Genomic DNA, 15,963 nt, shown 5'->3' with positions numbered 1-15,963 from the left:
TTCAGCCGTGTTCTATTATTTCGGTAAAGGCAGGGTTTCAAAATCTCCCCTGAGCAAAGCTAGCTGCAGCTCATTAATGAGGTCTGCAGATTGTGAAAGCAGATCGATCTTTAATTTATTAACCTTGCTTAAGGTCTGAATCTGCGTAAAAAGTTCATAAAAACCATAAGAAACCACTTTTCCGTTTTCGATAATCAAAAACAGTTTTTCACCCAGTTTTCTGCCTTGTCCTAACCAGAGTTCATTTCGTTTTCTGAATTCGATTTTCTTTTTAAAAACCTCTATATCATTATATTCTTCGAACTTTCCGATGAACTGTACTGCTTTCGAGCCTTGTGTAAAAGACCTGAATTTTAAAATCGGTTTTTCCAGTTTATTCAGCTTGTTTTTTTCCACGACGTATTTTCCGTTTCTGCAATACAGACCGAATGAAAGAATTTCTCTTTTTTTAATTCCTTTAGAATTCAGAATTAGTTTGGCAATGATATCCGTTCCTGTAAGTTCGTAATTGATCTGTTCAACGTCTTTCTGAATGGTTTCCCACTTTTTAGATTTGGAATTAAAAACTTTTTTTGAAAATTTATTAATGTCCTGAACATGATCGGAAAAAATGATCTTTCCCGCTTCATTCTGAAAATATACAAAGCCTTTTTCATTGGGAAGATCCTGCGTTAATTCCTTGATTTTGTTGATGTAAGTCTTGGAATTGGTTTCATCATGCTGCTTCTGAATGATTTCGTTTTCTGTGTCTTTTGAAATCAGAAGTTTGAATAATTCCAGCGTTGCTCTTGCATCGCCTTCTGCTCTGTGATGATTGGTTAGAGGAATTCCTAAAGATTTCACCAATTTTCCGAGAGAATAACTTACCTCATCCGGAATCAGTTTTTTAGCTAAAGGAATTGTATCTAAAGTATTGATTTTAAACTCATAACCCAACCTCTGAAACGATTGACGAAGCATTCTGTAATCAAAATCTATGTTATGACCTACTAAAGTTGTATTTGCCGTAATTTCAACAATTCTTCGGGCTATTTCATGGAATTTCGGTGCTGTTTTAACCATTTTCGGGGTAATATTGGTTAATTTCTGCACAAAAGGGGTAATATCACTTTCGGGGTTTACCAATGAGATAAACTGGTCCACAATTTTCTGACCGTCATATCTATAAACCGCAATATCAATAATGCATTCTTTCCTGTAACCTGCACCATTACTTTCTATGTCTATTATTGAATACATTTAAATTTTTTACAACTTCTTTTTAGATTAACGATTCATTTCCTTTACTTCTGGAAACATAACTTATGCCAATACATCAATAGCAATAAGGCAATTCTGCTAAAATAATAAAAATATTTATCTTCGTCTTCCTCCCAGACCAAGCATTCCCAGGATTGCTTTTGCTCCTTCACGCATCAGTGTGCTGGTAAAGGTTCTTCCCGCCCTGCTCTGTAAAACCTGCTCGAAAATTCCGGGTTCTTCTTTTACAGGCTTTGTCTTCTGGTTAGAACTCTGCGATGCTTCCTGTGCAGCCTGTTCCATTCTGCCCACTAAAATTTCATATGCAGATTCGTTATCCACTACTTTATCATATTTGGCAACTAAAGCTGATCTTTTTGTTAAATCTGAAATTTCCGCATCATTCAGAACGTCCATTCTGGATTCTGGTGAAATTAAATAGGTATGAACCAGCGGTGTCGGAATTCCTTTTTCATCCAGAGCGGTAACGAAAGCTTCCCCGATTCCCAGATTCTGGATCAGCGTTGGAGCATCATAAAATTCTGTGGTCGGATAATTTTCTACTGCTTTGGAGATTTCTTTTTTATCTTTAGCGGTAAAGCCCCGCAATGCGTGCTGAATTTTCAGACCGAGCTGAGAAAGCACCGATTCCGGAACATCACCCGGAATTTGCGTGATAAAATAGATTCCGACTCCTTTTGAACGGATCAGTTTTACCATGGTTTCAATCTGTGAGACCAAAGCTTTTGAAGATTCATCAAAAATTAAATGCGCTTCATCGATAAACAAAACCAGCTTCGGTTTTCCACTGTCGCCTTCCTCCGGAAAGGTCATGTAGATTTCCGCAAAGAGCGAAAGCATAAATGTTGAAAACAACTGCGGCTTACTTTGAATGTCTGCAACTCTAAGAATGTTTACTACTCCTTTTCCGTCTCTTGTTTCCAGTAAATCGTGAACGTCAAAACTCAGTTCTCCAAAGAAACCGGAAGCTCCCTGCTGTTCCAATGCAACGATGGATCTTAAAATCGCGCCCAGAGAAGCAGAAGCTATCGAACCGTAATTGGAAGAAAGTTCAGCTTTTCCCTGTGGATTTTCTGAGACGTACTGAAGCACTTTTTTCAGGTCATTCAGATCAATCAACGGAAGACCTTTATCATCACAATATTTAAAGACAATCGACATGATGCTTTGCTGAGTATCGTTCAACTGTAAGATTTTGCTTAATAAAACCGGACCGAATTCTGTAACAGTGGCCCTTAATTTCACGCCTCTTTCGCCGGAAATGGTCATTAATTCTACCGGAAAAGCCTGTGGATTGTACGGAAGCTGCGTTTTGGCATATCTTTCCTGAATGGCAGGATTTTCAGTTCCCGCTTCTGCGATCCCCGAAAAGTCTCCTTTAATATCCAAAACCAGAGACGGAATTCCCTGATGCGAAAGCTGTTCTGCGAAAACCTGTAATGTTTTTGTTTTTCCGGTTCCCGTTGCTCCGGCAATTAATCCGTGGCGGTTGATGGTTTTTAACGGAATGGTAACATTAACTTCCGGAACGACTTCGCCATCCAGCATTCCTTTTCCTAATATAATATGATCTCCTTTGGGAGTGTATCTCGCATTTAATTCTTCAATGAATTGTGTTTTGTCTGCCATTTGCTCTTTTTTAACCTATAAATATAAAGTTTTTTGTAAAATCTGACCACGATGAATCATTAAATTAATTTCCATTGTGAAATATTTCATATAATCAATAAATTCACCAATTCTTTCAGGAATTTTCAGACAGGAAATCGTAAATTAGAACAAATAAAAACTTTATAGATTTATTCTATCAGTATCCATTTTTTATTTTGATGGTATTTAAAAAAATAAACACGATTTTTGTATTTCAAATATAAAACATTAAAACGGTTACAATCACATAATGAAAGTCGAACAAATATACACGGGATGTCTGGCTCAGGGTGCGTACTACATCGTATCTGAAAATGAAGCAGTAATTATCGATCCTTTAAGGGAAGTAAAGCCTTATCTGGATCGTCTGGAAAAAGACAATGTAACTTTAAAATATATTTTTGAAACACATTTTCATGCAGATTTTGTCTCGGGACATCTGGATTTAAGTAAGAAAACAGGTGCTCCTATTGTTTACGGACCTACCGCTCAGCCTGAGTTTGAAGCTATTATTGCAGAAGACGATCAGATTTTTGAAATAGGAAAAATAAAAATAAAAGTTCTTCATACACCCGGTCATACGATGGAAAGCACGACTTATCTTCTGATTGACGAAAACGGAGTTGAAACAGCCATCTTCACAGGAGATACTTTATTTTTAGGAGACGTGGGAAGACCGGATCTTGCCCAGAAAGCAGGAAGTATTACTCAGGAAGATCTTGCAGGAATTTTGTACGACAGTCTTCAGACAAAGATTATGCCTCTGGATGACAGCATTACAGTTTATCCGGCTCATGGAGCGGGTTCTGCCTGTGGAAAAAATATGCAGAAAGAGACGGTTGATATTCTGGGAAATCAGAAAAAAACAAATTATGCTTTGAATCAGCCTGATAAAGAATCTTTTATCCGCGAAGTTCTGGACGGTTTAACGGCTCCACCGAAATATTTCGGGATGAATGTTGCCATGAACAAAGGCGGTTATGAAAGCCTTGATGCCGTAATGGATAAAGGTTTAACTGCAGTTTCTGTTGAAGATTTTGAAGCTTTTGCGGAAGAAACAGGCGCGTTAATTTTAGATACCAGAAGTCCAGGCGAGTTTTATAAAGGATTTGTGCCGAATTCTGTAAATATCGGATTAAAAGGAGATTTTGCACCATGGGTAGGAACGCTTATCGTTGATGTAAAGCATCCTTTGCTTCTTATTGTAGACAAAGGCATGGAAGAAGAAGCCATTACAAGACTTAGCCGCGTTGGATTCGACAATGTTCTGGGCTATCTTAAAGGAGGTTTTGAAGCATGGAAAAACAGCGGAAAAGAAACAGATGAGGTAAAAAGAATTTCTTCTGCAGAATTTGCAGAACTTTATAATGAAAACTCAAAAGTAATTGATGTTCGTAAGATCTCGGAATATTCTGCCGAACATATTGATAATGCTTACAACAAACCTTTGGACGTAATCAGCGACTGGGTTCACACGATTGATGATTCTGAGCATTTTTTCCTTCATTGTGCAGGAGGCTACAGAAGCATGATTGCAGCAAGCATCCTTAACTCAAACGGAATCAGAAACTTTACTGAAATAGAAGGAGGTTTCGGCGCAATTAAGAAAACGGAAAAATTCCCGACTTCAGATTTTGTATGTCAGTCGAAAACAATATAATACCTCTTTTTTGAAATTATCATTGTAGTAAATATAAAGTCATGACACTTTAGTTTATTGACTGAAAAGCATTTAACAGCACAAAGTTTTCGGTAACCTCCGTTTTTTTTAAGTGATTTTAGATAGTAAGCTTTTCGGATTATTAAACTAAAGTGTTTCTTTTTTAATAAAAACCACCAACTATGTCTCAAGCATTTCAGGAAATTATCGATTCGGAAAGACCTGTTCTTATCGACTTTTTTGCAACGTGGTGTCAACCCTGCAAAGTACAGTCGTCTGTTTTAAATACCGTAAAAGAAAATATAGGAACTTCGGCAAGAATCATTAAGGTAGATGTGGATCAGTATCCTGCTCTTGCCAATCAGTATGGCGTTCGTGGTGTTCCGACATTAGCTATTTTCAAACAGGGAGAGATGCTGTGGAAAGAAAGCGGCGTGCATGATGTAAATACATTGACTCAGCTTCTAAAGCAGTATACATAAAAATAAAGATTAAGGCTAAGATTGAAAAAATTTTAGCTTTAATTTTGATATATTTTCTTTAAAATTCAATTGAAAATGAATCGCGGTCATTTAAAAACTGAAAATGGCTTCTGAAATCTTTCAGTTCTTCTAAATTTAATTCTGCTGTTACAAGATTTCCGCTCTTTTGTGAAATTTCTTTTCCGTCTGCAAAAAAACAGTGTGAACTTTCCTGATAAAACAGGTTATTTCCATCGGTCCCGATTCTGTTTAATCCAAAAACGAAGGACAGATTTTCAATAGCTCTCGCTTTTAACAGATGTTCCCATGCTCCTACTCTTTTTTCGGGCCAGTTTGCCACATACAAAATCGCATCGTAATCATCATTATTTCTTGCAAAAACAGGAAAACGAAGATCATAACAAACCTGCAAAAGGATTCTGAAACCTAAATAATTTACAATCACCCTTTCTTTTCCGGGAGTGTACACTTTATCTTCTCCTGAAAACGAAAACAAATGTCTTTTATCATAAAATTCAACCTGAGAATCGGGCTGCACAAAATACAATCTGTTGTAGAATTTTCCGTTTTCCTCAACCGGAGCGCTTCCGCAGAATGCAGCGTTTTTTTCCTTCGCCATTTTTTTTAAAAACTCCATCGATTCCAGATTTCTGTCGGAAACTTCGGAAGCATCCATACAAAACCCCGTTGAAAACATTTCAGGCAAAAGAAAGAGATCTGCCTCCTGATTCTGCAACTCTTTTTCAATAATGTTAAAGTTTTCTGCTTTGTTTTTCCAGATAATATCTAAATTCAATCCTGTAATCTTCATAAACTTTGTTAAAAAACTTCCCTAAAAATACGATTTTTCAATGATTTCGGTTTTATTTTTGTTGCGAATATTTAATCGATAAAAATTAGTAAAAAGTAAAATTTATGAAGAAGTTATTTTTTATGTTTGTTCTCATCCTTACGGGAACATTTGCCAATGCTCAGGCGTGGACAGGAAAAGGAGATCAGAAAATCAATGCCGGACTCAGCGCATGGGGCTACGGAACAGGAATTACCGGAACTTATGATTATGGATTGAATAAACTAATTTCCGTAGGAGCCGGATTGAACATTTATTTTGATAATTATAAAAATAATGATGATAAAAACCGTGCTTTTGTATTCGGAAGAATCAATTTTCATCTGAAAGACGCTTTACAGCTTCCTGAAAAACTCGATATTTATCCCGGAGCAGATGTAGGAGTTGTAGGAAACAGTTTTGGGTTAGGAGCCCACATTGGAGCGAGGTACTTTTTTACTGAAAGAATCGGCGTTTTCGCAGAAGTCGGCAACAATGGCAGTCTCGGAGTTTCGATTAATTTATAATAAATCATCCCATTATATGACAAAGCTTCTCGTTTCGGGGAGCTTTTTTATTTGGCATAGTTTTGATAATTGTTACCTTTGCAAATTAAACATAAAAAGCATTAATGGAAATAGCAATCAAACTGTTTCAATTTATATTGAGCATTTCTATCCTGGTTATCCTACACGAACTTGGGCATTTCTTACCCGCCAAATACTTTAAAACCAAAGTTGAAAAATTCTATCTGTTCTTCGATCCATGGTTTTCTTTAGCCAAGAAGAAAATTGGCGAAACGGAATACGGAATCGGATGGCTTCCTTTCGGAGGATATGTAAAAATTGCCGGAATGGTGGATGAAAGCATGGATACCGAACAGTTGAAACAGCCTGCACAACCATGGGAATTCCGCGCAAAACCGGCTTGGCAAAGGCTGATTATCATGTTGGGCGGTGTTACGGTGAACTTTTTCTTGGCTTGGTTAATTTACTCGTGTCTTTCACTTTTTAACGGTGAAACATACACAGATCTTACCAAATTCAACAACGGAATCGGAGTTACGGAAGCCGGAAAAAAAATGGGATTCCAGAATGGTGATAAGATCATTAATATCGACGGAAAACCTGTTGAAAGACTGGAAAATGCTTCCATCAATATTCTTTTAGGAGATAATGTAACGGTACTTAGAAACGGAAAAGAAGTAACTTTTCCTGTTAATAAAGATGGCGTTGCAGAAGTTTTAAAACAAAGAGAGGCTAAACTTTATATTACGCCGAGATTTCCAATGATTATCGATTCTCTGGCAACTCCTGTTTCTCAGGCTTCAGGGCTTAAAAAAGGAGACCAAATTGTTGCGATTAACGGAAAACAAACACCTTATTTTGATGAAGTAAGTTCTTCTTTATCTGAAAATAAAGGAAAAACGGTAAACATAGAAGTTGTAAGAAACGGAAAACCTGAAACAATTGCTGCATCTGTTGACAAAAACGGAAAATTGGGTGTTGGTGTAGATCAGAAAGCATTAGCAAACTTCATTACAGATAAAAAATATTCTTTCGGGGAATCTATTCCCAGAGGTTTTGAAAGATCTATTGAGTCTTTAACGATGCAGGTGAAACAGTTTAAAATTATGTTTAACTCTAAAATTCAGGGATACAAAAATGTAGGAGGACCGATTGCTATTGTAAAAAACATGCCGGTAGATAAAAATGCAAACGGAGAAATTTCCATCAATTGGGCTGCATTTTGGGGCTTTACTGCGATGTTCTCGGTTTGGCTGGCATTCCTAAACCTTATTCCTATTCCAGGACTGGATGGAGGACACGTTATTTTCACTCTTTATGAGATGATTGTGGGTAAACCTGTTCCTCAGAAAGTTTTAGAAAATGCACAGACGATTGGTGTTATCTTCCTGTTAGGCTTGATGTTAGTAATCTTTGGAAGCGACATCTTCAAGATCTTCGCGGGGAAATTATAATATTTTTACAAAATTTTAAAAAAATATTTGCAGGGTACAAATATTCGTCCTATATTTGCACCACTTAAAACAAAGGACATTCCTCCTTAGCTCAGTTGGTTAGAGCATCTGACTGTTAATCAGAGGGTCGCTGGTTCGAGCCCAGCAGGAGGAGCCACAAAATGAAACACTTACGAGGATCGTAAGTGTTTTTTTATTCCTGTTGCAAGAATATTGCAAGAACTTTTCAAAATCATAAGTCATTTTAAACTCGTAATATTATTTTTAATTAAATCAAATGACTGTTGATTTCAAAAACCGTATCCAAATCCATTGAGTCTAAATAATGCTGAGTAGTTTTAGTGTTGGAATGGGATAACATTTCTGATATTTTATCAATAGAAACCCCACTTCTTTTTAAAACTGACGCATAGGAATCTCTTGCGGTCTTGAGTTTCAAAGGAACGGAAAGTTCTAATTTTTCTGATAATTCCGATAGTGAATAATTAATCTGTTTTCTAAGTTTACGATTATAATAATCAAAGTTCTGCTCTGAATATCCTTCTTTTAGAAAACCCAATACAAATTTACTGTTTCTATCACCTACTTTTTGTAGCAATAGTTCCAGCTTCCTGTCAATAGGAACAACAACATCCTTTTTTAAATTTTTTCTTGTTTTTTCAGTTTTTTTCCTGAAAAACACAAAACATTTTCCATTTTGCTGTTCCCACCTCAATCTCAATAAATCGGCAAAGTTGATCCCATTACAACGGTAAAGAAGTTCCCAAATATTTCTTGCAAATTCTTCTTCAGGATTTGCAAAATTTTTAAAATTTACGATCTTTTCAATTTCTTTATTTGACAACACATATTTTTTGGGAATATATTCTGTAATCTTATATCCTTCTGCTGAAAAAGGATAAACATAATCTTTTGGTATTATTTTCTTTTTATTGCAAAAGTAATTGATAACCGTTCTGAGATCCCGTAAATTGGAATTAATGGATGATATAGACGTTCCTTTCCTAAGTCTCTTTTTTTCATTAGTTACTAAAAACTCTTTGTCAATCTCGGTAATACTAATCCCGGAATTTCCTCTCAAAAAAACATTCCGGGAATGCTCCATATGTTTAATAGTTCTAAAACTCAGATGCTCATTTTCTGAAATGTACCGTGTAAATAAGTCTGATAGTTTTAAAGAGGTAAAAATCTGTTCATTTTTTAAATCAGTATCTTTATTGAAAAACTTAGTTTTAATCTTATTCCGGTCAAAAAAATCAAGTTCAGATATTATTTTTTCAGCTTGAGAAACCCGTTTAATGCATTCATGGCGGAATTCTACTGATTTTTCCTCCATATTCTTTTTATCAAAAATATGAGAATACTGTACCTCTGTTAGTTTTGCGATATTGAGATACAATTGATTTTTACCTTCAATAATACGGATGCTTAGATTATAATTATTATTTTTCAGTTTAACTCTTTTGTCGAGTACGAGACTACATGTTGCCATTTTTGAAAATATTTAAATTTAAACCACTAAAACCGGAATTTTCACTTCTTTTTTCATTTTTCCGCCTTCATCAATCCAACGGTCAATCTCCTCTTTACTGAATATTAGTTTTTTTCCAATTTTTTTAAATGGTATTTGATTTCTGTTTACTTTTGAGTAAATCGTTGCCTTTGTGAAAGGGATATATTTTATTAATGAATTGAGATCCATATATCTGTTTTCTTGCATAGTTTTGATATTATTTTGAAAACAAAGGCATCGCAATGCTAAGCCTTTGTTTTGATTTTGCCAAAGCGGCAGTTAAAAATTTACGTTTTTTCAATGTAACCATACCCAAATTCAAGACATGACTTATTCTGTTCACAAAATCTGTGAATTAAAAAATTTGATAAAAGTTTAGATTAAATTATAGGAAACGGTAAATAAAAATTTCCTGATGGTTATTGAAAACCTTTAGGCAGCAAGATCAATTTGATCATCTGAGGAAAGAAAATCTTTTCTCAAAGAAGAATATTCATTTTCATCATATTCAGAAACACCCTTTTCAAGAATTTCTGAGATTTTGGCAACGTTTTTTTCATACAGTTCACTGATAATCACTTTACGGTTCAGCATCAATGCCGCTCTTCCTGTTGTTCCAGTTCCGCCGAAGGGATCCCATACAGTCCCGTTTTCAGGAAAAAATGATAAGATAAATGGAATGGGTAGCAAGGTTGGAAACGACCCGAAAAACCCATTCTGAAGACCATCCTTCTGTGATCTCTCCTTTGAGATATTTAACTTTAAAATTTGTTCAATGTCGTTATCACATAGGAAATTTCTCATCGTTTTATAGGGATTAGAAATATGATATGATTTCTTTTTGCCCAAACCTTTGTTTCCCTGTTCTGAACAACCACTTTTAACGGTTGCTGATTTTTCTGGATCAAATATTCTCAGTTGATCGTAGTAATAATCCGGTGATTTGGAAAATATAAGAATAGATTCGTATGAATTTGTAAAACGTGAAGTTTCGTTACTTTGGGGCTTAGGATTTGATTTTTGCCAGATAATCTGATCAATAAAAAAGAAACCAGCCTTCTGCATCTCTAAAATCAATAACGCAACGACACCAACACAAATTGAACCTTTATAGGTATCATGGAGATTGATAATGATAACACCATCCTCAGTCATATGATCTGCCCCTATTTTCATAACATCAACAATATTTTCTACGAAATCTTCACGTTTTTTCTCTCTTCCAATTTCCAACTCAGATCCTATATCTCTACTTCCCTTCGAAATATTATCTTTTCCATATTCTATTAGGTTGAAATAAGGAATTGAGGTAAAAATACCGTTGATCAATGTTCCTTCCGGAAACTGAGTATCCAGACTGTTACCGGGAAGTATTAAATATCTGTCTGAAGAAATATCATTTAAAACAGTGATTTCAGATGTTCCCCTATCAACTTTAGTATTGTATTGACGCATCATTGACTCTGCTTTTTTTAAGTCATAGTTTTTACTGATATATCCTTCAAGAATTTTAGCCTCATTTTCCTTTTGGAGGTCATAATTATTTTTTGGATCTGCTAAAATATCAAGACATTTTTTTGCTCTGTCGAATGATATTTCATTTTCTAAAAGTCTTGTAGAAAGATTAAGGGCATTCTCCGGATTTTCGTTATCGAAGACCAATGATCTTTTTGCCGTAATAACATTATTTCGTCCCCATCCTCTGCCATATTGTTCAGAAACGAATCCATACTTTTCATTACATGAAATTTCATCCTCTTCATTACCATCTACCACTCTCAAATAGTGAGAGAGTAATCTTCTGCGTTCCTCAACAGTTGGAACCGATTTCAGATTAAATTCAATAATCCAATCTTTGACTTGGTCTTTCGAGTTGGGTGTCTTTTCAATAATTATACAGTCGATTTGGTTTAAATTTAAATCCTGTAACGCTAAAAATCTTAAAACACCATCTACAATGACATATTTATCGTTATACCTGAAGACAACCAGAGGAATATAACATCCTGTCTTCTCAAACTGTTCCTGTAATTTTTTAATGAACTGTTTCTTTTCTTTCCTGTCAAATAACTCATCCCATTCTTCCGGAATTTCAATTTGATTTAATGATAATTTGGTTACTCTGTTAAATAACGGCAAAACTACCCCTGCTGTAAATGTTTCTTTGTGCATGATATTATTGTTTAAATATTATGATGCAAAGTAACAGGGGTCACCAAAAAATGTGAAGACAAATTACATTACAAACCTCGTTTTGTAACGTTACAAAAATGACGATTATTTTGTTTTGCCTTTCTTTAAAATGTATTTCTGATCCATTGATATAATCTCCTTTTGAATATTGATTTTATAGTATTTATCAACAGAATCATCGAAAGTATTGATCATGTAGAACTCCGCTAATTTCTCACCGACAGTCTGATTAATTTCCTTATTGATAGAATTTTTTTCTTTTAAAAATCTTTTATACCCATAATCGTTTTCAAATAATTTCTTTACGATTTCATCAACCTCTTTCTGTTTTAAAACTAAAATATGATCTTTAATCTCCTCCTTATCTCTATTCTTTAAAGACTTTGTTGGTGGATATTTTATCTGAACATAAATTTCAGTCAGATCTTCTTTATATTCGTCTAATTTATTTGTTAGAATACCATTTAAATGATTCAGAAAAAGGTAATATAAAGATTTAGGTTGGGGACCCAGACTGATCTTATGTTTTCCTATCGTAAGTATTCCTTTTTCATCCACACATATCGGTTCTTTTGGAATCTGGTTTAGAATTAAACTAAAATTATCCACCATCGAATTCCGTATAGAATCTATAATTGATTTCAAATGGCTTATAACAACAATATCAATATTTTCACTCAAAATTCTCTGTACACACGAGTCACAGATATACCCCTGACGAAGTTTAAACATGATGTCTTTCTTGTTACCACAAAAATCATTAATACAACCTATGGATTCCTTATGGATATTAGGTTCAGTATAAATATTATCGATATTTAATTTCATTAAAGACTGAATAATATTCTCGACAATTTGAAAGGCTATCCCATACTTTGAATCTTTATCAGAAAAATATTCCCAATCGTTAGAATCCACAAATATATTATGACCGTTAAAACCACTGAACCAATTCTCATCATGTTTATTTGGTGATATTAATACAGCATAATTATCGGTTGGGATTTTATTAATAATCCTGTACATATTGAGGATTTCCCAATACTGTCCGAAGGATAAACGTTTTTGCAAAGAATAATCCTTAATCTGTAGTTGAAGTATTTCGGTGGGTATTGTTTCTCCCTTTATAAATTTTACCGTTCCGGGAACAGTGTTAAGTAATTTTACAACTTCATTCAGTTCTTCCTTTGGACATTGAGGAAGGGCAGTGACAATAATATTCATGCTGAAAATTTAAACCCTAAATGTAGCGACTGTTTGGAAAATAAACAAGAAACGCTAAAAACTGCTAAAGTTTATTGTCTTTTTTGGTTTTTCAATTTTTTGCGGTTATATTTTTATTAAGAGTGGTTTTCCACTTCATAAACTTTCCAAATAAATAAAAAATGGAAGAAAAAACATTTAAATATTCTGTAAGTAACAGAATATTCAACGAAAAAATAGAGGATGGTTTGTTTAAAACTATTTATAATTCAATGATTCCGATAAAATCAACAATAGAAGAATTTTCGAAACTAATTTTAAAGCCAGAGGCACACAGTTGGTGTGGTGGTACATTTTCAGGATTAATAAATGATAATAACTGGATTGACTCTTCGATAATTGGAATGGACTTCGATAAAGGAGAAATAACACTAGATGAAGTGTATTATAAATTCAAAGAATTTGATATTATCCCAAATCTTCATTACGATACGTTCAGTAGTTCGGAACATCTGCATAAATTCAGGGTGGTTCTCTTTTTTGACACCCCCATTACATGTAAGAGAATTTATACAAAGATTTTGATTACTTTGGAAAAGTTATTCTACACGGATCCTAACTGTAAAAACCCTTCTAGGATTTTCTATGGTGGTACGAATGTTCATATAACTAATAAAATTCCCCTTTCTTTAGAATATTTCATACAATTTATTGATATAAATACAATTGCCAGAGATAATAATCTTACTAGAGGAATTACAGATACCAGTTCAATTGATGCTAATTTTTGTAAACCCTTATATTCTAATAATAAGAATGTACATTTTTTAGCATCACATAATAAATTAAATTGTACTTCTATAGCAGGGGAAAAAGTAATTAATTGGGATAAGGCGTGCGAAAAAATAAAAATATTAAATGATTTCAATAGTGGAAAATGGTTATATCATCAAGAATTATTTGGGTTGGCAACCAATTTAATGTACGTGAGAGGAGGATTAAAGAAGATGAAATCAATCATGAATAAATTTAATAAGACTGGTAAAACAGATTATACCAAAAATAATTTTGCCATATTACCTTATGTGAAACTTAAAGGATATAATCCGATTCCAGTTCATAGGTTTTCATCCCATCTGGAAGATCAGGAGATTCATGATATTATAACAGAAGTTCGCAATATCCGGGGACATATCGAGGTCATAACACCGGTAGAGAATATAAGTCTCAAAGAAGCAGAAAATAAAATGATTTCAAAATTCAATGAGGTTATTTCAAGTGAAGAAACCGGTAAAACTTATATTTTTTCGTTACCAACCGCCATTGGTAAAACCCGGTTACTTGAAAATGTAGAAAAGTGTATCATTGCCTTACCTACCAACCATTTGAAAAATGAAATAAAGGAAAGAATGAAGGTTAATTATACTTACTCACCGGATTCGATTGAGTTTAAAGACTCTTTTCTCAATAAAAAAATTGAATATTTTTATAAGATCGGATTACCAAAAAAATCAATGAAAATCATACGGAATATTGCCGAAGGAAAATATCTTTCCAACAAGGAAGATGTACAGTTGGCAATAGATTATTGTTCTCAACTTGATCTGTGTGATAATCCAGACATAACCGTTTTATCCACCCATAAAAGAATAATTAATTCTGATTGTCTTTTGCACAAAACCGTAATTTTCGATGAAGATCCTTTAAATACTTTGGTTGAGATAAAAACAACTTCAATCAAAGATATAGCTGGAGTGCAGTATTTCTACACCCCTTTAAAGTCAGTAGCAAATCATCTTTCAGATATTAAGGAAGGAATCTATGAAACACCATTCTTTAATATCGATCAGGATGATTTATTTAAATTTATTGACGATAAAAGAATATTGGAAACCAATGTGTTTGATTTTCTTAACAGTAAATTCTTCATCAAACATGAGGGTTCTATTCATTACATTATGAAAAAGGAATTACCGGAAAATAAAAAGAATATTATCCTATCAGCAACTATTCCAATTGACTTTTATAAAAAACTGTATCCAAATATTGAATTTGAATCTGTTGATATAAGAAATGTGGAACAGGTTGGAAAGGTCATCCAATATACCGGACGTTCATGTTCAAGAAGTGGTCTGGAAAGATATGGGGAAACTGTAAGTAAAGAAGTTGGGGAACAAACAGTAATTACTTTTCAAAGACTTAAAGGATTATTTAAAAATCCAACCCAAGATATCCATTTCGGGAACTGTTCAGGATATGATTATCTCAGTGGTAAAGATTTGGTGGTTGTAGGAACTCCGCACCGTAATAATATCGAATATTTCCTCCTCGCCAAACTTATGGGAGTAGAATTCGATTACTTCAACTCACCGTTCCGTTATCAAAAAATTGAATACAATGGATTTAAATTTATGTTCAATACATTTGATAATGAAGATCTCCGAAATATTCAACTCCAGTTAATAGAATCAGATTTAATACAGGCAGTTGGAAGAGCAAGAACACTAAGAAATAAATGTACAGCACTGGTTTATTCAGGATTACCTTTATCAATAGCAGACGAGTTTATCATCAAAAAGAAATCTGCATAGTCATCAAAAAAACTCAATTTTTAGGCAAAAAAATTGAAAAATTTTTATTTTTATTTTGGGTATCAAAATATTCTAAAGGTTTTTCTCCAGTTTAATATTAAATAACACTTTTCTGAAATTTTAGTGAAAAACTGGAAAAAAATAATTTTGAGATATTATCCCCCCTATCGAACCATAGTAATTAGGAGGAGGGAACGGAGGAAGGATTTAAGGCAAGGGGGGCAGGGGGTTATATAATCTACAATTTGAAAGGTGTTAATTCACACCTTTCTTTTATATATAGTAATTTTGATACATCCGGAAGATAGAATTGTTTTGCTCCACACAAGCAAAATAAATTTTCTATCCGGAGATCATTCAATTCATGTACAATTGTAACTATAGATTTCTACAGGACCTGCACTAAAAAATATTTTGCTCTTCAGTTTACTGCAGTTACCGGGGACCTTGAGTGCTTAATTTTATTCTGCTCTCCAATTGAAAAAAACCAGACTCAATTCCTGATCAACAATATTTAATTATTATTCTTTACAATTCTGCGGTCTTAAAATTTAAAACAAAAACTACATCTGTTTTTAAACGCTAAATAGTGCTAAAAGCA

General features: G+C 33.9%; 12 protein-coding genes and 1 tRNA gene. 6 read left to right on the top strand and 7 right to left on the bottom strand.

The window, feature by feature from the left end; translation table 11 throughout:
* Positions 1–15: 15 nt before the first annotated feature.
* Positions 16–1,239 (bottom strand): PolC-type DNA polymerase III, encoded by a 1,224-nt coding sequence (locus tag KKI44_RS14645; RefSeq protein WP_214587991.1) that lies wholly within the window; start codon positions 1,237–1,239, stop codon positions 16–18.
* A 117-nt stretch (positions 1,240–1,356) separates the two neighbouring features.
* Positions 1,357–2,889, bottom strand: coding sequence for a helicase HerA-like domain-containing protein (locus KKI44_RS14640; RefSeq protein WP_214587990.1), 1,533 nt, complete (start codon positions 2,887–2,889; stop codon positions 1,357–1,359).
* 271 nt (positions 2,890–3,160) lie between these two features.
* On the opposite strand from KKI44_RS14640, the gene KKI44_RS14635 reads away from it, so the two are divergent.
* A complete protein-coding gene (locus tag KKI44_RS14635; protein WP_214587989.1) occupies positions 3,161–4,570 on the top strand; it encodes an MBL fold metallo-hydrolase in 1,410 nt (469 codons plus the stop codon).
* Positions 4,571–4,752: 182 nt separating this feature from the next.
* Positions 4,753–5,052 (top strand): thioredoxin family protein, encoded by a 300-nt coding sequence (locus KKI44_RS14630; protein ID WP_214587988.1) that lies wholly within the window; start codon positions 4,753–4,755, stop codon positions 5,050–5,052.
* 58 nt (positions 5,053–5,110) lie between these two features.
* Here the strand turns inward: KKI44_RS14630 and KKI44_RS14625 are convergent, their stop codons facing one another.
* Positions 5,111–5,863 (bottom strand): nitrilase family protein, encoded by a 753-nt coding sequence (locus KKI44_RS14625; RefSeq protein WP_214587987.1) that lies wholly within the window; start codon positions 5,861–5,863, stop codon positions 5,111–5,113.
* A gap of 104 nt (positions 5,864–5,967) precedes the next feature.
* On the opposite strand from KKI44_RS14625, the gene KKI44_RS14620 reads away from it, so the two are divergent.
* The 3 genes from KKI44_RS14620 (at position 5,968) to KKI44_RS14610 (ending at position 8,019) form a co-directional block, all read left to right on the top strand.
* Positions 5,968–6,408, top strand: a complete 441-nt coding sequence (locus KKI44_RS14620; protein WP_214587986.1) for a DUF6646 family protein — start codon at positions 5,968–5,970, stop codon at positions 6,406–6,408.
* 104 nt (positions 6,409–6,512) lie between these two features.
* Positions 6,513–7,862, top strand: coding sequence for an RIP metalloprotease RseP (gene rseP, locus KKI44_RS14615; RefSeq protein WP_214587984.1), 1,350 nt, complete (start codon positions 6,513–6,515; stop codon positions 7,860–7,862).
* Positions 7,863–7,942: 80 nt separating this feature from the next.
* Positions 7,943–8,019, top strand: a tRNA-Asn gene (locus tag KKI44_RS14610).
* A gap of 111 nt (positions 8,020–8,130) precedes the next feature.
* On the opposite strand, the gene KKI44_RS14605 is transcribed toward KKI44_RS14610, so the two are convergent.
* The 4 genes from KKI44_RS14605 to KKI44_RS14590 all read right to left on the bottom strand — a co-directional run bounded on the left by KKI44_RS14605 (position 8,131) and on the right by KKI44_RS14590 (position 12,792).
* On the bottom strand, positions 8,131–9,354 hold the full coding sequence (locus KKI44_RS14605) for a tyrosine-type recombinase/integrase (RefSeq protein ID WP_040999614.1): 1,224 nt from the start codon (positions 9,352–9,354) through the stop codon (positions 8,131–8,133).
* An 18-nt stretch (positions 9,355–9,372) separates the two neighbouring features.
* The gene (locus tag KKI44_RS14600; protein WP_040999616.1) at positions 9,373–9,582 is read right to left on the bottom strand and encodes a helix-turn-helix transcriptional regulator; all 210 of its coding nucleotides are present in this window, start codon (positions 9,580–9,582) and stop codon (positions 9,373–9,375) included.
* A gap of 225 nt (positions 9,583–9,807) precedes the next feature.
* Positions 9,808–11,547: a DNA methyltransferase gene (locus KKI44_RS14595; protein WP_040999618.1), complete on the bottom strand. Its 1,740-nt coding sequence runs from the start codon at positions 11,545–11,547 to the stop codon at positions 9,808–9,810.
* A gap of 105 nt (positions 11,548–11,652) precedes the next feature.
* Positions 11,653–12,792: a hypothetical protein gene (locus tag KKI44_RS14590; protein ID WP_040999620.1), complete on the bottom strand. Its 1,140-nt coding sequence runs from the start codon at positions 12,790–12,792 to the stop codon at positions 11,653–11,655.
* 161 nt (positions 12,793–12,953) lie between these two features.
* Between KKI44_RS14590 and KKI44_RS14585 the strand changes: the two genes are divergently transcribed.
* Positions 12,954–15,362, top strand: coding sequence for a hypothetical protein (locus tag KKI44_RS14585; protein ID WP_040999622.1), 2,409 nt, complete (start codon positions 12,954–12,956; stop codon positions 15,360–15,362).
* Positions 15,363–15,963 lie beyond the last annotated feature (601 nt).

This window comes from Chryseobacterium sp. ZHDP1 (assembly GCF_018603435.1).
Taxonomy (GTDB): Bacteria; Bacteroidota; Bacteroidia; order Flavobacteriales; family Weeksellaceae; genus Chryseobacterium; species Chryseobacterium indicum.
The sequence above is the reverse complement of the archived record's forward strand: the minus strand, read 5'-3'. Positions and strand labels throughout refer to the sequence as shown.